22 protein-coding genes are annotated in these 23,474 nt (G+C 58.0%); 12 read left to right on the top strand and 10 right to left on the bottom strand.

Translation table 11 applies throughout. The features are described from left to right. Positions 1-64: 64 nt before the first annotated feature. The 7 genes from R2A130_RS14205 to R2A130_RS14175 all read right to left on the bottom strand — a co-directional run bounded on the left by R2A130_RS14205 (position 65) and on the right by R2A130_RS14175 (position 8,096). A complete protein-coding gene (locus tag R2A130_RS14205; RefSeq protein ID WP_009758491.1) occupies positions 65-682 on the bottom strand; it encodes a VUT family protein in 618 nt (205 codons plus the stop codon). Between the two features lie 80 nt (positions 683-762). Then, on the bottom strand, positions 763-1,842 hold the full coding sequence (locus R2A130_RS14200) for a murein L,D-transpeptidase family protein (RefSeq protein ID WP_156798542.1): 1,080 nt from the start codon (positions 1,840-1,842) through the stop codon (positions 763-765). Between the two features lie 146 nt (positions 1,843-1,988). After that, entirely contained in the window at positions 1,989-2,942 is a 954-nt protein-coding gene (locus R2A130_RS14195; RefSeq protein WP_009758489.1) for an acetyl-CoA carboxylase carboxyltransferase subunit alpha, read from the bottom strand. Between the two features lie 85 nt (positions 2,943-3,027). Further along, a complete protein-coding gene (locus R2A130_RS14190) occupies positions 3,028-3,609 on the bottom strand; it encodes a CarD family transcriptional regulator (protein ID WP_009758488.1) in 582 nt (193 codons plus the stop codon). A gap of 362 nt (positions 3,610-3,971) precedes the next feature. After that, positions 3,972-4,310 carry a ferredoxin FdxA gene (gene fdxA, locus R2A130_RS14185; protein WP_009758486.1) on the bottom strand — a complete coding sequence of 113 codons (339 nt, stop codon included), beginning with the start codon at positions 4,308-4,310 and terminating at the stop codon, positions 3,972-3,974. A 142-nt stretch (positions 4,311-4,452) separates the two neighbouring features. Continuing rightward, positions 4,453-4,851, bottom strand: coding sequence for an RNA-binding S4 domain-containing protein (locus R2A130_RS14180; protein WP_009758485.1), 399 nt, complete (start codon positions 4,849-4,851; stop codon positions 4,453-4,455). Between the two features lie 23 nt (positions 4,852-4,874). Continuing rightward, positions 4,875-8,096 carry a helicase-related protein gene (locus R2A130_RS14175; protein ID WP_009758484.1) on the bottom strand — a complete coding sequence of 1,074 codons (3,222 nt, stop codon included), beginning with the start codon at positions 8,094-8,096 and terminating at the stop codon, positions 4,875-4,877. A gap of 154 nt (positions 8,097-8,250) precedes the next feature. Between R2A130_RS14175 and R2A130_RS18550 the strand changes: the two genes are divergently transcribed. Continuing rightward, positions 8,251-8,445: a hypothetical protein gene (locus R2A130_RS18550; protein ID WP_009758483.1), complete on the top strand. Its 195-nt coding sequence runs from the start codon at positions 8,251-8,253 to the stop codon at positions 8,443-8,445. A gap of 213 nt (positions 8,446-8,658) precedes the next feature. On the opposite strand, the gene R2A130_RS14170 is transcribed toward R2A130_RS18550, so the two are convergent. Further along, positions 8,659-9,495 carry a DUF3108 domain-containing protein gene (locus R2A130_RS14170; RefSeq protein ID WP_198008744.1) on the bottom strand — a complete coding sequence of 279 codons (837 nt, stop codon included), beginning with the start codon at positions 9,493-9,495 and terminating at the stop codon, positions 8,659-8,661. A gap of 353 nt (positions 9,496-9,848) precedes the next feature. Here R2A130_RS14170 and rpmB point away from each other — a divergent pair, with 353 nt between their 5' ends. Then, positions 9,849-10,139 (top strand): 50S ribosomal protein L28, encoded by a 291-nt coding sequence (gene rpmB, locus R2A130_RS14165; RefSeq protein ID WP_009758481.1) that lies wholly within the window; start codon positions 9,849-9,851, stop codon positions 10,137-10,139. 923 nt (positions 10,140-11,062) lie between these two features. Then, positions 11,063-12,898, top strand: coding sequence for a BCCT family transporter (locus R2A130_RS14160; protein ID WP_009758480.1), 1,836 nt, complete (start codon positions 11,063-11,065; stop codon positions 12,896-12,898). 221 nt (positions 12,899-13,119) lie between these two features. Here the strand turns inward: R2A130_RS14160 and secA are convergent, their stop codons facing one another. Beyond that, on the bottom strand, positions 13,120-15,981 hold the full coding sequence (gene secA, locus R2A130_RS14155) for a preprotein translocase subunit SecA (protein WP_009758479.1): 2,862 nt from the start codon (positions 15,979-15,981) through the stop codon (positions 13,120-13,122). A gap of 393 nt (positions 15,982-16,374) precedes the next feature. On the opposite strand from secA, the gene R2A130_RS14150 reads away from it, so the two are divergent. From R2A130_RS14150 to R2A130_RS17765, 5 genes are all read left to right on the top strand, one after another. After that, entirely contained in the window at positions 16,375-17,208 is an 834-nt protein-coding gene (locus R2A130_RS14150; protein WP_009758477.1) for a peptidylprolyl isomerase, read from the top strand. Between the two features lie 29 nt (positions 17,209-17,237). After that, positions 17,238-18,461 carry a bifunctional glutamate N-acetyltransferase/amino-acid acetyltransferase ArgJ gene (argJ, locus tag R2A130_RS14145; RefSeq protein WP_009758476.1) on the top strand — a complete coding sequence of 408 codons (1,224 nt, stop codon included), beginning with the start codon at positions 17,238-17,240 and terminating at the stop codon, positions 18,459-18,461. A 28-nt stretch (positions 18,462-18,489) separates the two neighbouring features. After that, the gene (locus R2A130_RS14140) at positions 18,490-19,266 is read left to right on the top strand and encodes an N-acetyltransferase (RefSeq protein WP_040306189.1); all 777 of its coding nucleotides are present in this window, start codon (positions 18,490-18,492) and stop codon (positions 19,264-19,266) included. Further along, positions 19,250-19,690: an 8-oxo-dGTP diphosphatase MutT gene (gene mutT / locus R2A130_RS14135; protein ID WP_009758474.1), complete on the top strand. Its 441-nt coding sequence runs from the start codon at positions 19,250-19,252 to the stop codon at positions 19,688-19,690. The genes R2A130_RS14140 and mutT overlap by 17 nt, the downstream gene beginning before the upstream one ends. An 87-nt stretch (positions 19,691-19,777) precedes the next feature. Further along, a complete protein-coding gene (locus R2A130_RS17765; protein WP_009758473.1) occupies positions 19,778-20,140 on the top strand; it encodes a hypothetical protein in 363 nt (120 codons plus the stop codon). A gap of 2 nt (positions 20,141-20,142) precedes the next feature. Here the strand turns inward: R2A130_RS17765 and R2A130_RS14125 are convergent, their stop codons facing one another. Further along, positions 20,143-21,012 carry a methyltransferase domain-containing protein gene (locus tag R2A130_RS14125; RefSeq protein WP_009758472.1) on the bottom strand — a complete coding sequence of 290 codons (870 nt, stop codon included), beginning with the start codon at positions 21,010-21,012 and terminating at the stop codon, positions 20,143-20,145. Between the two features lie 47 nt (positions 21,013-21,059). Between R2A130_RS14125 and R2A130_RS14120 the strand changes: the two genes are divergently transcribed. The 4 genes from R2A130_RS14120 to R2A130_RS14105 are packed head-to-tail and all read left to right on the top strand — an operon-like array spanning position 21,060 to position 23,473. Then, complete coding sequence (locus R2A130_RS14120) at positions 21,060-21,881, top strand: ComF family protein (protein WP_009758471.1); 822 nt, start codon at positions 21,060-21,062, stop codon at positions 21,879-21,881. Positions 21,882-21,939: 58 nt separating this feature from the next. Further along, complete coding sequence (grxC, locus tag R2A130_RS14115) at positions 21,940-22,203, top strand: glutaredoxin 3 (RefSeq protein WP_009758470.1); 264 nt, start codon at positions 21,940-21,942, stop codon at positions 22,201-22,203. Continuing rightward, entirely contained in the window at positions 22,203-23,060 is an 858-nt protein-coding gene (locus R2A130_RS14110) for a carbon-nitrogen hydrolase family protein (protein ID WP_009758469.1), read from the top strand. The genes grxC and R2A130_RS14110 overlap by 1 nt, the downstream gene beginning before the upstream one ends. Continuing rightward, positions 23,057-23,473 (top strand): DUF1178 family protein, encoded by a 417-nt coding sequence (locus R2A130_RS14105; protein WP_009758468.1) that lies wholly within the window; start codon positions 23,057-23,059, stop codon positions 23,471-23,473. The genes R2A130_RS14110 and R2A130_RS14105 overlap by 4 nt, the downstream gene beginning before the upstream one ends. The last annotated feature ends 1 nt before the right edge of the window (position 23,474 follow it).

The following is a 23,474-nucleotide window of genomic DNA, read 5'->3' as shown; positions in this document are numbered from 1 at the left end:
CTGTCGGCTTATCAGCCTTCGCTACGCGAGTGCGGCGTATAAACGCCGGTCGGCTCTTCGCCTCCTATGCACTCTGCATCTGCCGCTTGGCGAAGATGCCGTAGGGCACCAGCATCGCCAAGCCCACCGCGATTTTCACAATGAAATCGCCGGCTGCTAGTGAAATCCACAATGGCGTTTCTGCGCCAACACCCAGGAATGGCACGCTAAAACCGAGCGAACCGGGTTCGCCGCCAAAGTCCAGCATTGCAAAGACCGGTGCGAATGCCAGCGCGAAGAACAGCACTGTATCAAGTGCCGAGCCGATAAGGCTGGAGAAGAGCGGGGCTTTCCACCACTGGCTCGCACGCAGGCGGTCGAAGACCGAGACGTCCAGCAGTTGAGCGGTCAGAAAAGCTGCGCCGGATGCAATCGCGATGCGTGGTGTTGCCAGCCAAATCGACAAGGCAACCGCCAGAAAGAAGCCTGTCAGGACAACCATGCGGGCGCGGGACTTACCGAAATTTCGATTCGTCAGATCGGTCACCAGGAACGCGATGGGATAGGTGAACGCACCCCAAGTCAGCAGGTCGGCGAGATTTACGCCGCCGAGCGTGGCCTGTAGCGGAAACTGAACGAGATAGTTGGATGCAATCACAACCACAGCCATGGCTGCGATGTAGGGTGCTATTGAGCGGAACATGATGTGCTTTCGGGGTTTGACCGATTGTAGGGTCGGCCTATTGCGGTGCGATAGCGCAAGGCTGTCCGAAATGAAAGGCGCTATTCGGCTGTTTTGACCGAGCCTGTCGTCTGGATATCACTTGCCGCAGCCTGCGTCGTGCTTGTGGCGACCGGGACGGTTTCGGCAGGCTCCGTCGGATCGATCGTGGTGGGTTCCACGGGTGCAGGCTTGGGCGCTGGCTGCTCCACGGTCACGCCGGGCAGAACATCTTCGAGCGTCAGGGGTGAAAGAGCGACCGGCTTACGCTTCTCTGCCTTTGCCAACAGTTCTTCGAACGCTTCCGCATTTTTCGACTGGTTCTGAACGAAAGCCAACGCGGTGCTGCGCGGCATTTTTCGGATCGGGCAAGCGCCGGATGACGGGTAGCGAGCGGCGGAGTCCGTGTTGAACTCGTAGCGCTTTTCGCAGACATCCACCTTCGGCGGCACTTTAGTAATCTCGAAGTGGTCGTGACCCTTTTTCAACATCTGCCAATAGGCGAAATGTTGGTTGTCGCGGTTCGCAACCATGTTCTCTTCCGTCATACGGAAGGGGAAGGCCTGGATCTGAAAACCCTTTTGCCCGCCTTTGAACGCATCGCGGGCGAGGGCGTAAATCACTTCGACCTGCTGGTCTGTCATCGCGTAGCAACCCGCCGACGAACACGCGCCGTGCACCATCAGGTGTGTGCCGGTGCGTCCGTGGGAGCGGTCATAGGCGTTGGGGAAGCCCATGTTGAACGCCAGATGGTACTGGCTTCTCGGGTTCATCAATGCGGGTGTTACGTTGTAGAAGCCCTCCGGCGCTTGCCGGTCGCCTTCCTTGAATTTCGGTCCCAGTTTGCCGGACCATTTACAGATTTCGTAATCCGCCAGCATGGCATAGCGGCCATTGCGGGTTTTCTTCCAGATCTCCAGCGTGTTTTCCTGCTTGAAGATGCGCACCATGATCGGCGCGTTGGTGGCCATATTCTTGGCCTTCATCTGGCGCACGAGCTTTTGCGGAACAGGCACGCTGGCTTTCGTATCCAGCCCGGCCAGATTGTCCTGACAGCCCGATAGCACCAGCCCGGTCACGGCAAGCGAGGCCAGCAACATGGCAGGTCGTTTCAACGCTGTGGGTATAGCTGGAAACTTCATGGGGCTCGTAATCTGGACAGCGCCGGAAATGACGTTGAAACTAATTAGCGCGTTAATATTGACGTTGTCTTGACGCTGCAGGCGGTCTCACGCGCAAGTGAGCGCGGATTGAACGCTATGTGGCCACTTTGCTACAGATCGCTAGTCTAAAGGTTGCGACCGATAGCTAGGAATTTCTGGCGACGTTCTGCGCGCAGTTCATCACCTGATTTTCCGTCGAGCTCTTTTAGCGCGTCCTCAATCATATCGGATGTGGCGTCTATGACGTCCGAACTTCCGCGATGGGCACCGCCCACGGGCTCGGAAATAATACCGTCGATTATCCCAAGGCGCTTCAAGTCCTGCGCGGTGATTTTCATCGAAGTCGCAGCTTCCTGCGCCCGCGTTGCGTCGCGCCACAGGATCGAGGCGGCGCCTTCCGGCGAGATGACCGAATAGATGGAGTGTTCCAACATGAACACGCGGGACGCGGCAGCAATAGCAATCGCGCCACCGGACCCGCCTTCGCCAATGATAACGGAGATCATCGGCACTTTGAGATTGAGGCAGGCTTCGGTGGAACGGGCGATAGCTTCTGCCTGTCCACGTTCTTCTGCTCCAATTCCGGGATAGGCACCTGCGGTATCGACCAGCGTAATGACGGGCAGATTGAATCGCTCCGCCATTTCCATGATGCGCATGGATTTGCGATAGCCTTCGGGGCGCGCCATACCGAAATTGTGCTTAAGGCGGGACTGCGTGTCATGGCCTTTTTCGTGGCCAATGACAGCAACGGAACGGCCGCGGAAACGCCCGATACCGGTTTGAATAGCGTGGTCGTCGGCATAGGCGCGATCACCGGCAAGCGTCTGGAAGTCTTCGATCATCGCAGCCGCGTAGTCTTTGAAATGCGGGCGGTCGGGATGGCGGGCGACCTGCGTTTTCTGCCACGGGTCCAATTTTTTGTAGAGATCAGAAAGCGCTGTCTGCGACTTGGCCTCCAGCTTGGCGACCTCGTCGTCAATTTTCACGGCGTCATCCGCCTCGCCCATGGTGCGCAACTCACGCACCTTGCCGTCGAGGTCTGCGATCTGTTTTTCGAATTCGAGATAGGTCTGCATCGATGGGTCCGGTCGGCGCGTGGGCTTTGAAAAATAGATGTCAGATGCGGCCTGTTAAAGGCCGCACCGAAGAAGTTGCAGCCGATTAGGCCGCTGCTTCTTTTTTGTCGTCGGCACCATCTTCTTCTTCACCTTCAGGCTTTGGTCCGCGACGCGGCCCTTTTGCCAGATTGGCTTCGATGAGCTGTACGGCTTCCGTTTCGGAAATTTTCTTCACGACAGAAATTTCGCGCGCCATGCGCTCCAAAGCCGCTTCATAAAGTTGGCGTTCGGAATAGGACTGCTCTGGCTGCGTGTCGGAGCGGAAAAGATCGCGGACAACTTCTGCAATCTGAATCAGATCACCGGAATTGATTTTTGCATCGTATTCCTGGGCGCGACGGCTCCACATGGTGCGTTTGATGCGGGCGCGGCCCTGTACGGTCATCAGCGATTTGTCGACAAGCTTCGGCTCGGCAAGTTTGCGCATGCCGACGCTTTCGATTTTCGGAACTGGAACACGCAACGTCATCTTGTCCTTGGCGAATTCGATGACGAACAATTCCAGCTCGAAACCTGCCACTTCCTGCTGCTCGATTTCGGTGATCTGACCCACGCCATGCGCTGGATAGACGATGAATTCACCCGTTTTAAAACCCTGTCGCTGAGTAGCTTTCTTAGCGGCCATGTGTCTGTCACTCCTGCTGGATGCACGGTCGTTTAACGCCTGATGCACCACAATTCCAAAATCGCTACGCAGTTGCCCTGCTTGCAGCGTGTTGCTTCCCCGGCTTGCACAAGGTCTTTCACGTCGGACCGCTTAGCGACCGGCGCAAGGACATGTCGTTCGTGTTGGAAAGCTGCATTCAATGTTGCCCGGCATGGAGCCATGGCACTGGAATGCAGCCAAAGTTCGGCATCAGGACAAAGTCGCGACACCCCACATGAACAAGAAAGCTGGCGTTGCGAAACCCATACACTAAAAACGGCCTGTTTTCAACGTTATCGGGGGCTATTGCATTGGAAGCTTAGGTCTTGTGGTGAAGACGCCTAGTTGCCTTCGCCCGGCTCTGCCGAGAAGTATTTCTCGAACTTGCCCTTTTCGCCATCAAACTTTTCAGCATCTCCCGGCTGCTCGCCCTTGGCGATGATGTTCGGCCATTTTTCAGCGAACTCGGTGTTCACTTTCAGCCAGTTGTCGAGGCCCGGCTCGGTGTCCGGCTTGATGGCGTCGGCCGGGCATTCCGGCTCACAAACGCCGCAATCAATGCATTCATCCGGGTGGATGACCAGCATGTTCTCGCCTTCGTAGAAGCAATCTACGGGGCAGACCTCCACGCAATCCATGTATTTGCATTTGATGCAGTTGTCGGTGACGAGATAGGTCATTTGAGGCGCTGGCCCCCTCAGGCTGGATGAATATGCGTTCTGTTCAAGTCTGTTAACGGCGCAATTGCGTGAAAACAAGCGATGGAATGCCACGGACGATCACGCTTGCGAAACAGCGTTCCAAAGTGGCGCTTTGATGGCTTTATAAATCGGTGTCGCGCAGGCGGTTCAACTCACGGCGTTCCTTCTTACTGGGGCGGCCTGCGCCCTCTTCACGCACGGCTTGTGGCAACGGGCGGGTGGCAGGGTCCCGCTTTGGTATGACGGGCGACAGGTCTTCATACATATGCCGCGCCTCTTCGTACGGCCCGCGCCTCTCTGGCATGTCCAGCACCTTCAGCACCTTGATCTGGCGGTCGAGTGTGACGGTGAGGACGTCGTCTGCCACAACCGCGCGGCTGGGCGAGGCGACCCGTTCGCCGTTCAACCGCACACCGCCACCACGGATTAGAGAGGAGGCGAGGGACCGCGTTTTGACAACACGGCAGAACCACAGCCATTTATCGACGCGCAGTCGCGGCAGGGTTTCGAAATCAGGCAAGTTCGGCGCAAGACAGCAACGTGCTATTTGCCCTTTTTGGGTTTGCCGCCCTTACCGCCTTTTGACGGTGAAAGGTCGTCCTTCAAGGCCATGAGTGCGGCAAACGGATTATCCGGGTCGATTGGTTTTTCGACCTTTGGCGGACGTTTGTCGTTGCGTTGAGCGCCACCGCCGCCTTTTCCACCTTTGTTGTTGCGCGGTGGGCGGTCGCCGCGCGCGTCTTGCGGCTTGCTGCCACCACGGTTCTGGCCCTGCCTATTGTCGCGGCGCGGCGGACGACCGCCTTGGGGGCGACGTTCGCGGGCGGGGCGCCAGATGTCGATGCGCTTTTCTTCCTCGACGGTTTCGTTCTCAGGCGCCTTTTCGGCAGCAGCGACTGCTTCTTCGGCTGCAGCTTCTGCAACCATGGCAGCGGCTGCGGTCTCGACGCCGGGTGCACCTTCGATGTGTTCGGCGACAGCCGCAGCAGCCGATGCTTCGACTTCCGTGGTTTCGGGCGCTTCTATCGGATCGTTGGCGGGTTTCGTGTCGGGCGTTTCTTTTGCGGGCTCCGCTGCAACCGCAGGCTCGACCAATTCAGCGACTTCCGGTGTTGCTTCTATATGTTCGGCAACAACGGCTGCTGCCTGCGCTTCCACGGCGACATCAGGCGAAATATTTTCTGCCGTCGTCTCCTGTCTTTTATGTTTTTCCGGCTCCGCCTGTTTAGGCGCGCGGGCGGCAATATCCCATTGGTCCTGCTTCCGTTCTACGGCGTCAGCCTTCATGCTTTCGGCTTTATAGCCGAGGCCGCGCAGCACATCGGCCATGTCGTCATGGGTCGCGCCCAAAATCGACAGCATGGCGTTGGTGACGGTGAAGCCCGCGCCATCCCATGCGCCTTCGGGGCGGTCGGTGGGTTTGTCGTTATTGTAGCGCCACGAGATCGCGGGGCGGATGAAATCTGCCAGCCGTTCCAGAATGTCGATACGGACCGCTTTTGCGCCCAATGCGCGGAAACCGGCGAGGCGGTAGAGGTCGTTGTCGTAGGACGTGTCCACCACCATCGACGTGCGGCCATTGGCGAGGCCGGTGACGATTTCGACGCGACCTGGCGCTTCCATCTTGTCGTTCTTCAACGCCCAAAGCAGTGTCACGAGACCTGCTGGCGCTGGCTTGAGGAGCGCTGGAATGAAGATGTGGTGCGCGCCGAAGCGAACGCCTTTGCGGCGAAGCGTGGCGCGGTGGTTTTGCTCCAACCCTTTTATGTCGTCTGCAATGTCGGGACGGGCGACGGTGCCGAACGCTTCGATCAATCGGAAAGCTACGCCACGGGCCATGCCTTCCATATCGCTGTCATCAGCCAGATCGCGCAGCGGTTTCAGCAGCGTGTCGATGTGATGGGCGATCCAGCGGTCGAGGCGGGCCGATACTTTATCGCGCGCCGGGCCGGAAAGCTGTTCGTCAGCGAGCAAAATCACGCGAGGGTTCAGTGCGTCTTCGCTGGCAGAAAGACGACCCACCGGTGCGCCGATCCAGCGCAACGTGCCGTCACTGTCCAGCACAACATCGGAATTGGGAGACGCGCCCATGCGGTCTGCGCGTTTGTCGATCTCGGTCGCCAGCGCTTTTTGCGCTGCGCCAAGCACAGCCTTGGCGTCCGGCCCATCTGCACTTGCGTCCAGCGTGAAGCGGAATCCTGCCAATTCACCCACATGGTGCCCTTCGACGGTGACCTCACCGGTGGCAGAAATTTCAGCTTCCAGCATCGCGTTTTCCCGCAGCCTTTTCATCAACACGGATGTCCTGCGGTCCACGAATCGTTTCGTCAAGCGGTCGTGCAGAGCGTCCGACAGCCGGTCTTCGATTGCCCGCGTTTCTGCCTGCCAATGCGGGCCGTCTTTCAACCACCCCATGCGGTGCGAAACGAAGGTCCATGTGCGGATATGGGCGATGCGATTGGACAGGGCGTCTATGTCGCCGGACGTCACATCCGTCTGGTTCACCTGCGCGGAAAACCAGTCTTCATTGATATGTCCGTCGTCAGCCAAGTCGCGGTAGATCGTGCCCAACATGTCGGAGTGGTTGGCGGGTGCAATCTTCCGGTAATCCGGTATCTGCGCGACCTGCCACAACGATGCCACCTGTTCCGGCGTTTGGGCGCGGTCGCGAATATCGCGCGTCGCGGCCATCGCTGTCAGCGCGCGCTGGTCGGTCGCGGTGGGGGCTTTGACGAGAACCGGATTGTTCGACGGTTGGTCGAGGCTGTTCATCAGGTTCGTCAGGTTGCTGAAATCGAGATCGCGGTTGCGCCATTGCAGCAGTTTTTCCGGCGGGAATTCGTGGGCCTCCAGCCGCTTGACCAACTCGTCTTCAAACGGATCGACATTGCCGGTGACGCCAAAGGTGCCATCGCGCAAGTGACGGCCTGCGCGGCCCGCAATCTGGGCGAATTCAGCTGGTTTCAAACGGCGGTGGGTGTAGCCGTCGAACTTGCTGTCCTGCGCAAACGCAACGTGATCGACATCGAGGTTCAGGCCCATACCGATGGCGTCCGTCGCCACCAGAAAATCCACGTCGCCGGATTGGTACAACTCCACCTGGGCGTTGCGGGTGCGTGGCGACAGCGACCCCAGCACAACGGCTGCGGCACCGCGCTGGCGGCGGATGAGTTCGGCAATGGCGTAAACTTCGTCTGCTGAAAACGCGACGATGGCCGAGCGGCGGGGCAGGCGGGTGATCTTTTTAGACCCAGCATAATGAAGCTGGCTGAGGCGCGGGCGGGTGACGATGTTGATGCCCGGCAGCAGCGCCTCGAGCGCTGGACGAAGAATGGCGGAACCCAACAACATGGTTTCGTGCGTGCCGCGCAGGTTCAACAGCCGGTCTGTGAACGTATGCCCACGGTCGAGATTGGTGGCGATCTGCACTTCGTCGATGGCTAGAAAATGCACATCCACATCCGGTGGCATGGCTTCCACCGTGGAGACGATGAAGCGGGCACCTTTGGGGCGGATTTTTTCTTCACCTGTGACCAGTGCGACAGCTTCCGGCCCGACACGTTCCACCACGCGGGAATAGACCTCGCGGGCCAGCAACCGCAGCGGCAGGCCGATCATACCCGTGGGGTGAGCGAGCATCCGCTCGATGGCAAGGTGGGTCTTGCCGGTGTTGGTGGGGCCAAGAACCGCCGTCACGCCGCGCCCAACGCGGGCGTTCACCGCGCGCGACGCTGTTTGCAGATCCGGATGGGAGTGGAGGTTCATGGCCGGGCTCTTTTTACGCGCCGCAACATGCGGGTGTTATGCAACGCAACGTGCGGGTCTCGCTCATTCCTTACCTTAAAGTAAATCAGCGGTGCCGGTCTATCCGGCTCAGGCGGCGTCCCCGTTCATTTAAGGAACGGGGCAGGAACGGAGCGTGTCCGAATCGCCTTTGAAGCTGTGGACCTGTTTCGTTCTCCACCAGATATGGGGTTGGCTTGGCCTCAGGCAACACCAGCGAGCGATTGCTTTGATCGATGGCTCGTCCTCTGTGAAGGCCATCGTTTCACACTGGTACGCTTTTGATGCCACTGCTGCGGTTACGGATGTTTCGAGTGTGAACGAAGTGTGAAATCTGCTGACCGAGAATTCGTCAGGCAATCCTATTCTATCAGGAATGAGACCATAGGTGGAACGAACCGTGCCCGAATCGGTGAATGCCGAGTGTTCCTGTTCCGATCACCCCCACATGTGGTGGGTAAAAAGGAGGTATTGGCACAAGCGAGTCATCGCGCCGATGACCGTGCGGTGCATTGTAAATGAAACCGTCCCGAACGGGGACAGATCATTGGTTTGCGGAAAATACCGTTGCCATGCCGCTGGCAGTGCCCTGGCGAGTGGGCACTTTGAAGCCGTAGAGCGCGAAGACGTTAGTTTTGCCGACGCGGGCCATGGTGACTTCGACGCCGCGATTCTGCTTCATGCGGTTCAACGTTCGGGACTTCAGCCGAACACCGGATACCGGTTTGTAGCGGACAGAACATGTGTGGGTGACGCCGTTGAACCCCTTCGCCACGCGCTTCTTTGACGCTTTGTGCCGGAAGACAAGATCAATGCGGGCCTTGCCGTCGAACACCGGCAACGTGCGATTGCACACCGTTGCACCGCTGGCAGATGCGCCGTTCTTCACGGGGAAGATGAGCGCCGTGACGGGGTCGACCACGTCTTTCTTGTGGCCCGGCAAAACAGGCACGCTATCAGGCTTGTATTTAATAGCGGGCGAGGAATTGATTGAACGCACCGCGCCGCCTGCAAAGGACATGCTGAACTGGCCCTTCTTCTTGCGGCTTTTATAAGTATAGGCGTGAGCGTTCGGCACAGCGCGGGTACCGCTGATACGCCCCGATGCATTCCAGTCTGCGCGGCTCTTGGTCACCACCGACGCAAGCTTGGTGGCTTTCGCCTTGCCCGATAAAGCGTAGCTCGTGCCATCCACCGTGACCGACTGGTTCATGGTCGCCACGCCCAGACCGATCCAATTGACCGGAATAGACACCTGTAAATGCGTTTTGGCGGTGGCGTCGGAAACCGACAGCAGCGCGCAGAGGCAACCGATAGACAGGGCGGAAACGGAAAGAGCCTTGATGGGGCTGGCGGCGTGGCGTCCAAAAGGTTTGCGCATATCGATCTTATCCATAACTGTGCCGGTTGCCCTGCTTGGTGCCCCGGATCATGTGTCCCGGATCATGTGTCATTGTCGGTTGGGGGGCAATTCCGGCGAAATTCGGGAATTGGTCTGTTCACATCTGCTCTATCTTCTCGCTTGTGGCATATGAACCGGGTCTGAACGGTTCAGGCTTGACGATTGGGCTTGACGATTGGCGGTGGCCTGTTAGGAAAGCGCGAGTTTTTCAAGCGATGCTTGGTTGAGACGCCTTTTGCTATGCGCAGTTCGTGCAGCGGGGGTTTCTGCGGTTGGCCGATACGGACCGCGAGATCAGGTGACAATCGCCGTTCGATGAAGAGAGAAGATCAATGTCCCGCAAGTGCGAACTGACTGGCAAGGCCGTCATGACCGGCAACAACGTGTCTCACGCCAACAACAAGACACGTCGTCGCTTTCTGCCAAACCTCGTGAACGTCACGCTGTTGAGCGAAGCGCTGGAAAAAGGCGTGCGCATGCGTATCGCTGCTTCTGCTCTTCGCACCGTAGAGCATCGCGGTGGCCTGGACGCTTTCCTGATGAAGGAAAAAGAGGTCAACCTTTCGCCAAAAGCTGCGCTTATCCGCAAGGAAGTTGCAAAGAAGCTGGCAGAAGCTGCCTAAGCAAACACTGACATTCGTGTCAGCTTAAGAATTTCAAAAGCCCGTTGCGAGCAATCGCGACGGGCTTTTTCGTTTTAGGGGTAGGGCGGGCCTTCTCATCATCTCAGTTGTCCCCGCCTTTGGCCCTTGGTCTGCACTATCTCCATACCCCATTGTCATCCCCGCGGAGGCGGGGACCCACTTATGCGCGAGACGTGGCATATGTTTGTTGTGGGATGTCGAATGCTGGAAAACGTCAGCATTTGCTTTGCTCTTCCCGTTTTGTTGCGAAGTGGGTCCCGGCCTTCGCGTGGATGACAGCGGTGGGTGGAATGTAAGCGTACGAAAACCTCGACCCGTCTCACGACGTTCGAACGAGGAGCAAGGTGTCGCCGTTTGCCTTTGGCAAACGAAAGCGACCCCGTAAAAAATGAGCCAGCGGGACGAAGAAGTCTGCCGTTAGCCTGTATTCTCAGGCGAAAAGGCATGACACCTTCGCCCCGCTCGATCCTGCTGCGGATGTGTCTCAACACCATTCCCGTCACCTCCCCGAAGATGAGAACCCGAAAGTCCCCATCGGCCTTGCCTTCGGCCTGCCATTACTGACGTTCGACGTCCGGTCCCGAAGCTGTTGTGGCAGCTCTGCCGGTGCGACATAGAGCTCCGCCCGATGCCGTTCGTTACACGGCCTGCGACGGAAGGATCGCTTCCACGCAACGATCAGGACGGTCCGGACCGTCGGCTCATGCGCGAAAGAGTGGATAGGATAAGGGAGGTGGGTAGTGCGGGGATAGAAAACTTGGCCCTTGCAGAATTATGGGCGCACGAAAGGCACTTTTGAGTTCGATTTACCGGAATCTGGAATGTCGCATTCAGGCTGTTCCCCCAAGTTTTCCATGTTAAGATCTCGTAAATAAAACGAAAATCACCCTGGGGGAGAAACTATGTCAATCAAACCAGCATTCACAGATCTAGAGATCAGGAGGCAGGACAGCGGTTTCTACAAAGATAACAGCTTGCCCATCGCCCTTATAAGCAAAGGCATTATGGTTGCGCTCGTGCTTTGGGCGCTTGTTTTACCTGCACAGGCCAACGGTGCGCTCGGCAGCTTGAACTCTGCGATTCTTGCGATTTTCAATCAGTTTTACATCGTCATTGTCGGCTTTTTCTTTTTCTTCCTGATGGCGGTAGCGATCATTCCTTCCACAGGGCGTCGCATTATGGGCACGCCGGGTGAAAAGCCGGAATTCTCGAACTTCTCATGGTTTTCCATGATGTTCGGTGCTGGTCTGGGTGTTGGCCTTATGGTGTTCGCCACGGCTGAACCACTGGGCCTGTGGGGTTCCAACCCTTTGACGGTTTCCGGCGAAGTTGCGCCGAAATCGGCTGAAGCGGTTGAGTCTGCCTATCGCTATACGTTCGCACATTACGGGTTCCACGCTTGGGCGATTTATGTCGCGACCGGTCTTTCGCTGGCCTATTACGCTTACACCCGCGACATGCCACTGACGATTCGCTCTGCGCTGACGCCCTTGTTTGGCAAGCTCATGAATGGCGCATTGGGGCATCTGGTCGATGTTCTTGGCGTTGTGGCCACCATTCTCGGTGTGTCGGTGACAATCGGTTTTGGCGTAAGCCAGTTCATCGATGGCGTTTATGCGATAACCGGCATGGAATGGATTATGAACCTGTCGGGTGATGTTCCAACGCCGAGTAAGGTGGGTCTGGTGGCCGGTCTCTTGGTTATTATGGCGCTGTCGATTATTTCGGCTGTTTCCGGTGTTGGGCGCGGAGTAAAATACCTCTCCAATCTCAACCTCGTCTTGTCGTTCATTTTGCTGGGTACGTTTGTGATCTTCGGTTCATTTGCGTTTGCAATGTCGACCTATGCGTCGGCCTTCATCGACTACATCATCCACATTTTCTCGATCAGCTTTGGTGCTTACGGTCCGCAGAGTGCGGCTGAATTCTCAGCTGCGCTTCCAGCAGCAGCCCAACCATTGGCGAGTGATTTGATGGCCGGTGCTACCGGGCCATGGGGCAGCTTTGAAAGCTTCAAAAGTGGTTTGACGGGTGCTGCCGCTGCGCTTGATGATGAGACGCTGAAGGCGGCCTATGCAGCCGGTAACGAGGGACGCCAGTTTGCATGGCAGGCAGCGTGGACCACGTTCTACTGGGCTTGGTGGATTGCATTCTCACCATTTGTCGGCCTGTTTTTGGCCCGCATTTCCAAAGGTCGCTCCGTGCGCGAGTTCATCATCGGATGCGTTATCGCACCGGCGCTGGTTTGCTTTGCATGGATGACGATCCTTGGTGGTACAGCGATTGATCTGGAGCTGTCCGGTGCTGCACAGGGCGCTATAACCGGTGCTTCACAGACCAACCAGTTGTTCGCAACGCTGGGCCAGATGATCAGTGGTGGCTTCTTGTCCGTGCTGACCATCATGTGTGTCGTGCTCATCATGACGTTTCTTGTCACGTCAGCAGACTCGGGCATTCTGGTTATGAACACCATCATGTCCGGTGGTGCTCAGGAGACAGGTATCAAGCACCGCATCGTTTGGGGGCTCATCCTCACCGCTGTGATCGGCACGCTGATTTTGGCCGCTGGTAAGAACAACCCGATGGATGCCTTGAAGAACGCCATGATTATCGGCGCTCTACCGTTCACGATGGTGATGGGCCTGATGTGCATCGCTTTGACCAAAGCGCTCTACCGCGATGGCCTGCGTGACAAGGCCGCTTCGTCACCCGATGCCGTTAGTGCACCTGCCGAATAAGGCAACTGCCAATACTGAAAAACACCCCCGGTTCATTGAGCCGGGGGTGTTTTTTTATGTCAGCAGACAGAATTTTGTATAGCCAGAGCCGCCTGACAATGGCGCAGGCCGTCACGGGCGATCAGCTTCGAAGCTTATGAATGGCGGCGATGCCGCAAGTGCAATGAGGTGTTTGAGAACGTTCGTAGCCCCGTTAGCCTGACCGGCACTCGATAGAGGCCTTAGGTCATCTTCCCATGACAGTGCTTGTATTTCAGGCCACTTCCACACGGGCACGGCTCATTCCGGCCTACTCGGCCCCATGTCGTTTCATCGTTAGGGTCGCGACCGTCTTCGCCTTCGGCGCGGGATGAGGCTTGGAAGGCGCGGCCGTAGTTGCTTTCGCCTTCGTCGTCGATGAAGCCGTCTTCGCCGAACTCTCCATCACCGTGACTGGCGAACATTTCGGGGGTGTCGAAATCGTCTTGGGCGGCTTGCTGCACCAGTTCGACGCGCATCATCTGTGAGGTAACGGCTTGACGCAGATTGCCGAGCAGGGAGTTGAACAGCTCGAAGCTCTCCGACTTGTATTCGTTCAGCGGATCGCGCTGGCCGTAGCCGCGGAAACCGACGACGGAGCGCAGGTGTTCTAGATTTTCCAGATGCTCGCGCCACAGGTGGTCCAGCGTCTGCAGAAGGATCTGTTTTTCGACCATGGTGGAGACTTCGGGGCCGAAGCGCTCGGCGCGATCAGCAGCGGCCTTGTTGGCAGCTTCCAGCATGCGTTCGCGCACGCCTTCCTCGTCGATACCCTCTTCGTCGGCCCATTCGTGCACCGGCAGATCAAGGTTGAGATATTGCTCGACGCCTTCTTTCAGTTCGTCGAGTTTCCAGTCTTCAGGATAGGCCTTGGGCGGCATGGTGGCGGTGATGAGACCCTCGATCACGTCTTCACGCATGTCGGAGACGATCTCGGAAATGTCTTCCGCTTCCATCATGTCGATGCGCTGCTCGAAGATCACCTTGCGCTGATCGTTCATCACGTCATCGTATTTCAGCAGGTTTTTGCGGATGTCGAAGTTGCGCGCTTCCACCTTGGATTGCGCTTTTTCCAGCGCCTTGTTGATCCACGGGTGAACGATGGCTTCGCCTTCTTTCAGGCCCAGCTTCGTCAGCATGCCGTCCATACGGTCGGAGCCGAAGATGCGCATGAGATCGTCCTGCAGCGACAGGAAGAATTTGGAGCGGCCCGGATCGCCCTGACGACCGGAGCGACCGCGCAACTGGTTGTCGATGCGGCGTGATTCGTGACGCTCTGTCGCCAGCACGTAGAGGCCACCGGCTTCCAGCGCTTCGGTTTTCAGCTTTGCGACTTCAGCGGTGATGCGCTCGCGCAGTTCATCAGCCTTCTTGCCGGTCTTGTCGCCGATCTCTTGTTCAAGGCGCATGTCGAGGTTGCCGCCCAACTGAATGTCGGTGCCGCGACCGGCCATGTTGGTGGCGATGGTGATGTGGCCGGGTCGACCGGCCTGGGAGACAATGAACGCCTCTTGTTCGTGGTAGCGCGCGTTCAACACCTCATGCTTCACACCGCCGGCTTTGATGACCTCGGTGAGCGCTTTGATGCTGTCTTCGTAGAAATCGCGCAGGTCTTGTTCTTTGCCGGGTTTCAACTCGGCAAGGCGCGCTTCGATCATGGCCTTGATGGCGGTGAGCTGCTTTTTGTCGGACAGCATGGCTGCCAGCATTTCCGATTTTTCGATGGAGGTCGTGCCGACGAGAACCGGCTGGCCCTTGCGCTGGGAGTGTATGATGTCGAGCACCACGGCTGCGTATTTTTCTTCCACCGTGCGATAGACTTCGTCGCTCTCGTCGATGCGCTGCACAGGCTTGTTGGTAGGAACGTCCACCACGTCGAGTGAGTAGATGTCGCCGAATTCGGCAGCTTCCGTCATGGCCGTACCGGTCATGCCGGCCAGCTTTTCGAACATGCGGAAATAGTTTTGGAACGTGATGGATGCCAGCGTCTGGTTTTCCGGCTGGATCGTCACGCCTTCCTTGGCTTCCAGCGCCTGGTGCTGGCCTTCGGAGAAACGGCGGCCCGTCATGGCACGGCCTGTGAACTCGTCGATGATGACCACGTCATCGCCGACGACCATGTAGTCCTTGTCTTTGGTGAAGAGCTTGTGGGCCTTCAGCGCGTTGTTGACGTGGTGAACCACGGACACGTTTTCCACGTCGTAGAGCGAACCGGCTGTGAGAATTTCTGCTTCTTTCAGCATATTCTCCAGCTTCTCGGTGCCGTCTTCGGTGAAGGAAACGGAGCGCTGTTTTTCGTCCAGCTCGTAGTCTTCATCGGCGATGTTGGGGATGAGCGCATCGACAGAGAGGTAGAGGTCGGATTTGTCGTCGACAGGGCCGGAGATGATGAGCGGCGTGCGGGCTTCATCGATGAGGATCGAATCCACCTCATCGACGATTGCGAAGTTGTGGCCGCGCTGGACCATCTCTTCGATGTCCATCTTCATGTTGTCGCGTAGATAGTCGAAGCCGAATTCGTTGTTGGTGCCGTAGGTGACGTCGCAATTGTAAGCGTCCTGACGGGCCTGATCGTCCATGTCGTGAACGATGACGCCGGTGGTGAGGCCGAGAAAGCCATAAACGCGGCCCATCCACTCGGCATCGCGGGATGCGAGGTAATCGTTCACGGTGACGACGTGGACGCCTTCGCCGGACAGCGCGTTCAGGTAAACGGCCAAGGTCGCCATCAGCGTCTTGCCTTCACCGGTGCGCATTTCGGCGATCTTGCCTTCGTGCAGCACCATGCCGCCGATCAGCTGAACGTCGAAGGGGCGCATGCCCAGCGCGCGCAACGCACCTTCGCGGGCCACGGCAAAAGCTTCGACTTCAAGGTCGTTCAGCGTTTCGCCAGCTTCCAGCCGGTCGCGGAAGGCTTCGGTCTTTGCGGCGAGCGCTGCATCATCCAGCGCTTTCATTTCGTCTTCGAGTGCGTTGATGGCATCGACGCGCGGCTGATATTTTTTCACCACCCGATCATTTTCCGAACCGAACAATTTTCGTGCAAGACCACCGAAGCTGACCATGAATGAACTTCCCTTGAAGACCCCGGCATCTCACGGCGTGAGGCGGGCGAAATGGATGCGGAACTTTCCGGTGCGAACGCTGGGTTCACAACCGGCGGAAAAAGCGCGGCAAAACGCGCAATTCAGCCCCGACGAGGTGGTGGACAGATAGGTTTGAGACCCCGCGATGTCAACGAATTGCAGGCTTCGTTTTGGTAAGGCCATTGCCTACAGCCACATGCTATAACGAAGCCGATGACGAACAAGTGTTTGCGAGAACCGCTCTGCTGTGAGAAGCCAGCGTTGGAAGCGACTTGCGATGCCCGTATTGTTGCCGTTTTAGACCTTCAACAGCCCACCAAACCGAATGGGCGAGTGCCCCGAACCTGACGCGAAACAGAAAGCCAGACCATTATGAACAAGCTTACATTCCGCTCCGCCGTTGCTGCCTCCACGCTTGCATTGCTGGTGGCTCTTCCTGCTTCTGCACAGGAAGACAAGATCGTTGCCAAGGTTGGCAGCGAAGAAATCACCCAGAGCGAGCTGGATCAGGCCATGGCAGATATGGCGCAACAGTTCGCACAGTTTCCCGAGCCGCAGCGTAAAGCGCGTGCGCTGGATGCGCTGATCGACATCGAAGTCTTTGCGGCACTCGCGCGGAAAGAGGGCATCGACAAAGACCCGAAACTGCTGGCTCGGATGGAGCTGCTGAACAAGCGCGCACTGCATAACGGCTACTTCACCCAGAAAGTGCAGGCCGGTATCACCGACGAGCAGCTGCAGGCCCGCTACGACAAAGAGATCGGCAGCGCGCCCCGCCAGAAAGAGGTGAAGGCCCGCCACATTCTCGTGAAGACTGAAGAAGAAGCTAAAGCCATCATCGAAGAGTTGAAAAGTGGCGCTGATTTCGTAGAGCTTGCCAAAACCAAATCCACCGGCCCTAGCGGCCCGCAGGGTGGCGATCTTGGTTTCTTCAAAAAAGGCCAGATGGTTCCCGAATTCGAAAAAGCCGCTTTCGAGCTGGAAGCCGGCAAGGTCACCGAGACACCTGTGAAGACGCAGTTCGGCTTTCACATCATCAAGGTGGATGAAACCCGTGACACGCCTCTGCCGACTTTCGAGCAGTCCAAAGAGCAGTTGCGCCAGCTTGTGCTGACGGAAGCTTACGCTGAAGCGATCAAAACTGGTCGTGAATCCGTGGGTGCCGATGTGCTGGACGGCAGCCTGAAGCTGCCTGCCGGTCAGTAAACCGACCTAACGCTTACGGAGTACGACGGATGTCATTGACTGTTTCGCCATTGGCACCGGCTTCCACGCCGGACATGCCGCCTGTCGCCGGTGTGAAAATCGCTAGCGCGAAAGTGTCCGGTCGCTACGGTGATCGTGACGACATGATGCTGATGGTCTTCGACCAGCCTGCATCGGTCGCGGGCGTGTTCACCACGTCCCGCTGCCCGTCCGCACCGGTGGACTGGTGCCGCGAGCTTTTGAAAACGAACGGTGCTGCAGCTCGTGCTGTGGTGGTGAATGCGGGCAACGCGAACGCATTCACAGGATCGCGTGGCGTCGCTTCGGTGGAAGCAACGGCTGCTGCCGCCGCAAAGGCTGGGGGCTGTGCCGAAAACGAAGTCTATATCGCATCCACTGGCGTAATCGGGGAGCCTCTGAACACGGATGGGTTCGGCGAAGCCCTGGCCGCATTGGCCGGTGATGTGCAAGGCGATGGTTGGAACCGCGCCGCCGGTGCCATCATGACCACCGACACTTATGTAAAGTGTTCCACCACGCAGATCAAAATCGGTGGCGAGACCATCACCATTAACGGTATCGCAAAAGGCTCCGGCATGATCGCGCCCGATATGGCGACGATGTTGGCGTTCGTGGTGACAGACGCGGAAGTCTCATCCGCCGATCTGCAAGCGATGTTGAGCGAGCACAACGCCACGACATTCAATGCGGTGACGGTGGATAGCGACACCTCCACCAGCGATACGGTTCTGGCCTTTGCTACCGGCGCTTCCGGCGTTTCAGTGTCTGGCGGCGATGCGGAATTTTCCAAAGCGCTGCACGGCGTCCTCCACGATCTTGCCATGCAGGTCGTGCGCGACGGTGAAGGCGCAACGAAGGAAGTCGAGATCAGCGTCACGGGTGCTGAGGATGATCGCGCCGCAGGCGTTATCGCCCGTACGATTGCCAATTCTCCACTGGTGAAAACCGCTATCGCTGGTGAAGATGCAAACTGGGGTCGTGTCGTCATGGCCGTCGGCAAGGCTGGCGAGGCCGCTGATCGTGACAGGCTCTCCATTTCCTTCGGTGATGTTCGCGTGGCCGTCGATGGGATGCGCGACCCAGACTACAGCGAAGACGCTGCGAGCGCTGTCATGCTGCGCGATGAAATTGCCATCCATGTCGACGTCGGCATCGGCTCCGGCAAAGCGCGGGTTTGGACCTGCGATCTGACGAAACAATATGTTGCCATCAATGGTGATTATCGAAGCTGATATGAAACCCGCCGCGCGCCCTTTGCAGATGACCGATTCGCCGCTGCCAACGGTGCGGCGTCTGGAGGCGGTCGGCTTCCGCTCATGGCCATCTGCCACCACCCGCTACGATGGAGCCTGGTGCTTGCGCCTCACGGCCAGCCATTCCTCCAAGCGCCTGAATTCGATCAATTGCCTCGATGCGGCCGATACGTCCGACATCGACCGCCGCCTTCGCAGCGCTGCGCGGGAGTTTGAAAATTTCGGACGCCCCGTGATTTTGCGCCAAACGCCGCTGACGCCACAGCCACTGGTGGATGTGGCCGACAGCAATGGCTGGTCACGCATCGACACCACCGACGTGATGCGTCTCGATCTTGCGTCTTGGAAACATGCCGATGAGGCCGTCATTCGTGTGCCGCATCAGGATCGTGGCCACTGGCTCGATCAGGCCGTTGCCATCGGTGAGGTGACAGAGTTGCGCCGCGCTGGAATGGCGGAATTGCTGGCCAATGTTCAGGGTGAAGTCGCGCTGTTTCTCGCCGAGGATGCCAATGGCTCACCGCAAGCGGTGACCATGGCTGTGCGCTTTGCCGATCTGTTGGGCCTGTTCACAATCGCCTCGCATCCTCATTTGCGAGGGCAGGGCCATGGCCGGTCTATCCTGCGTTCCGCGTTGGCATGGGGTGTGAAAACCGGTGCACGGCGCGCGTGGCTTTCGGTCGAAGCTACCAACACGCCCGCTCGTACCCTATACGATGCAGAAGGCTTCAAGCCGGTTTACGATTACACTTACTGGCAAGCCCCCGATGGACATTTCGACTGACACCAGCGCCGCGACGTCCACTTCCAAACGGATGGTTCTGGTCGTGGCGTGTGCGTTGATCGACGCCGACAACCGCATCCTCTTGGCTCAGCGCCCCGAAGGCAAAAGCATGGCCGGGCTGTGGGAATTTCCTGGTGGCAAAGTCGAAAATGGTGAGATCCCCGAAGAAGCGCTCATCCGTGAATTGAGGGAAGAGCTTGGCGTCGAAACCAAACGCGCCTGCCTCGCGCCGCTGACCTTTGCCAGCCACGAATATGATAATTTTCACCTGCTCATGCCGCTCTACATTTGCCGCAAATGGTGGGGTGAACCGGTTGGCCGTGAAGAGCAGGCGATAAAATGGGTGCGCCCCATGAAACTGCGCGATTACCCCATGCCGGAAGCCGATTTGCCACTCATTTCTCCGCTGCAGGATTTGCTGTGAACGGTCGATAAAACGACGATGGTAAACGGGATGTTTACCACGTGGCGCCCATGTTGAACCGCAAATTGCGGCGCACGGAACAAAATCATGGCCACCGATCACGAAAAAATTGCTCGCGCCTTGAAGGCATCCGACGCGCGGGAATCCATTTTGGGCTTTACGCCCATTCAGGCGGCCTTCGGGTTTTGCGCTGTGGCAGGCCTTGGTTCGTTGCTGATTTTGCCGCTTGCTCCAACGGGCGGACAGTCCCTACCGGTGGCGCAGGATCGTATCGCCTTGGATGGCCGCAACATCGACCGCACCGCAGTCGGCTCGATCCAGTCTTCATCCAAGCGCCGCTATTCCGTTCGCCGCAGCGTGTTGAATCCTGACCCGCAGACACCTTGCGTCATCTTCGATAACGGAACCTACGAGGGCTCTTGCCCGACACGCCGCAAGCCGACAAATTAGGTTTAGCGCGGTAGCTTTTCTTCCGGCACGGCGAGAGCATCGGCCAGTCGCGATTTCGCGCTGCCGGGTTTCGACGGTTTTTGCTGGCTTTCATGCGGCACCCAGCCCGATAGCGAAATGAACGAGAACGTCGCGCGAATACGCCCGTCAGGATCGCTGAAACGCTCGAGATAGAGTTCGATCATTCTTGCAACGATTGCTTTGCTCAGGGGCGGATTGTCCTTGGCCGTCTTCAACTGATTGGTCGCGCCGAAGCGCCGTAAATCCGTGATCAGTGCAAGCGGAGAAGTGTAACGCACCACCACCTCTTCGCGATCCAGCACAGGCAGTGCGAACCCCGCCCTTTGCAGCAGTGAGCCTGCATCACGGATGTCTGTAAACGGGTCGACGCGCTGGCCTGCGCCGCCGCGAATATCGCTTTCGGCCTGCAACAGGCACTCGCGCAGTTCCTTCAACGTGTCCGGTCCTGGCAGCATGGCAAGGAAGAGACCGTCGGGCTTGAGCGCACGGCGAATTTGGACGAGTTGACCGGGAAGGTCTTCGCTCCAGTGTAGCGTTAGCGGTGCGATGGCGAGATCGGCTTCGGCTTCCGGCAGTCCCAGATCATCGTGGTCTGCGATATGGTCAGCGATGCTGTGGTGAGCCGTCCGTTCAACGCGGATAACTTTGCCCACGTTCTCCGCGTTGTTCAGTGCGTCAGCAAGCGCAGGCGTCCGCCCGAACAGGGCCAGTGCATGATTGAACTGTCGCTGCACCGCACCAAGACGTTCCACCATTTCTTGCGTCGCCCGCGCGACGAGAAAATCATCGCCGGGCAGTGCGATGCGGGCGGCGCGTTCAAGCGCTAGGCGTTGGCGGTTGGGGTCGAACACGATGGACTTTCAGATTGGCATAGACGTTGGCCGGAGCAAGCGGCACCATGGCTGCGATGAACGAAGTTGCAAACCCACAGAAGGTCGCCCTGCGACGATTGGCGAACCGTATCGGTAAGCTGGCCGTGCGCGGCGCCGTAGGAACGCGCGATGCGATCTGGCCTGCGGTCTGTCTGGCCTGCGAACGGCCGGTGGATAAGCAAGGCTCGCTTTGCCCTACATGCTGGGGTGAGATGCGCTTTATCGAACGACCTTACTGCGCGGTTATGGGGTCGCCTTTTACCTATGATCTTGGTGAAGGCGCATTGTCGGCAGAGGCCATCGCCGATCCGCCGCCCTTCGACCGCTGCCGTTCTGTCGTGCTGTATGATGATGTGGCCCGCCGAATGGTATCCAGCCTGAAATTCTCCGACCGCACGGAGCTTGCGCCGTGGATGGCGCAATGGATGGTGCGGGCGAGTGACGGCATGTTCGATGAGCCGGAGAGAGTGGACGTAATACCCGTACCGCTTCATCGGCGCAGGCTATTTGTGCGACGGTTCAACCAGTCTGCTGAAATTGCTCGCGCAGTGGCCGCGCTTACCGGAGCGACCTATCTGCCGGAACGTTTGCAGCGGTCGCGGCCAACGCCACAACAGGTGGGGCTTGGTCGCAAGGAGCGCGATGCCAACGTGCGCGGGGCGTTTCGCATTCCCAAAGGCGAGAGCGTTTTGCTCAAAGGCCGCCATGTCGTGCTGGTGGATGATGTTTACACCACCGGTGCAACGCTCAAGGCCTGTGCCCGGGCCGTGCGGCGGGCGGGTGCTGCAAAAGTCGATTGCCTGACCTTTGCTCGTGTTGCCACCGGGGTTGCCGTCACCGAGCTGTAAACTCTATATCCGGTTAGTCTTTATTGTTGGCCATTTTGCCGACTTGCCGGAGCGCCCCATGAGTGATGTCACCATCTACACCCGCCAATTGTGCGGTTTCTGCAGTGCAGCCAAAAATCTGCTCTCCAAGAAGGGCGTTTCCTACACGGAAAAAGACGCGACCTACGACCCGGAGCTTCGCAAGGAAATGATCCAGCGCGCGCAGGGTGGTTCGACATTCCCGCAGATTTTCATCGGGGATATTCATGTCGGCGGTTGCGATGATCTGATGGCCATGGAGCGCGGCGGCAATCTCGATAGATTGCTGAAAGGCGCCGCTTGATGAGCGGCTCGCCATTCACCGCCGCCGTGGTGCAGATGCGCTCCACGACGGATATGACGGAGAATGTCGAAGCTATGGATGCGGCTGTTCGCGAAGCGGCTGCCCAAGGCGCAACCTATATTCAAACGCCCGAAATGACTGGGCTGGTGCAGGCTTCGCGAAAACCGTTTTTCCAACAGGTTGTGGCGGAAGACAACGATCCGGTAGCGGCGCGTGCTGCGGCGCTCGCCAAAGAACTGGGCGTTACCCTGCATATCGGGTCGACACCCGTTCTGGTGAGCGAAGGCCGTGCTGCGAACCGTGCGCTCATCTACTCGCCAAGCGGTGAACTGCTGGCGCGTTACGACAAGATTCATATGTTCGACGTCGATCTGGACAATGGCGAAAGCTGGCGCGAATCCGCCGTCTATGAACCGGGTCGCGAAGCGGTGATGGTGGAGATTGCCGATGCACTGTTCGGCATCGCGATTTGCTACGATTGCCGCTTTCCTGAACTGCACACGGCCTACGCCAAGGCGGGTTGCACGGTGCTCACCGGCCCGTCCTGTTTCACCCGCCAGACCGGTGGCGCGCATTGGCACACGCTGCTGCGCTCGCGGGCCATCGAAACCGGTTCATGGATGATTGCTGCTGCGCAAGGCGGTGACATGGCTGATGGCCGCGAGACCTATGGCCATTCGCTCATCATCGATCCTTGGGGTGTGGTGGTTGCAGAAGTTACCGGCGAAGAGCCGGGTATTGCGCTGGCGGAAATTGATCCCGCAGCAGCATTGGCCGCCCGTCAGAAGATACCGAATTTGAAGAATGGTCGTGCGTTTGAATTGAAGAGCGCAGCTGCAACCCTGCGATCCGCATGATCAAGTTCTCGCTTGCCTGCGAAAAAGACCATGCCTTCGACGGCTGGTTTTCGTCGTCGGACGATTTCGACGCGCAGAAGAAACGCAAGTTGGTCGAGTGTCCGTTTTGCGGGTCGCATGAGGTGGATAAGACGCTGATGGCACCATCCGTGTCCACAGCCCGCAAGCAGGCGGCGACCTTGGAGACCATGCGGAAACAGGTCGCGGGCGAGTTGAAAAAAGTTCGCGATCACGTGACCGAAAATTTCGAAGATGTGGGCGAGCGCTTTCCAGAGGAAGCGCGGAAAATCCATTATGGGGAAAGTGAAGCCCGCGGAATTTATGGTGCCGCGAGCAAGCCGGAAGTCGAGAGCCTTATCGATGAAGGCGTAGAAATCGCGCCACTTCCATCAGCGCCGGAAGACGCTAATTAGG

Origin of the sequence: Ahrensia sp. R2A130 (assembly GCF_000179775.1) — a bacterium.
Lineage (GTDB): Bacteria > Pseudomonadota > Alphaproteobacteria > Rhizobiales > Rhizobiaceae > Pseudahrensia.
The sequence above is the reverse complement of the archived record's forward strand: the minus strand, read 5'-3'. Positions and strand labels throughout refer to the sequence as shown.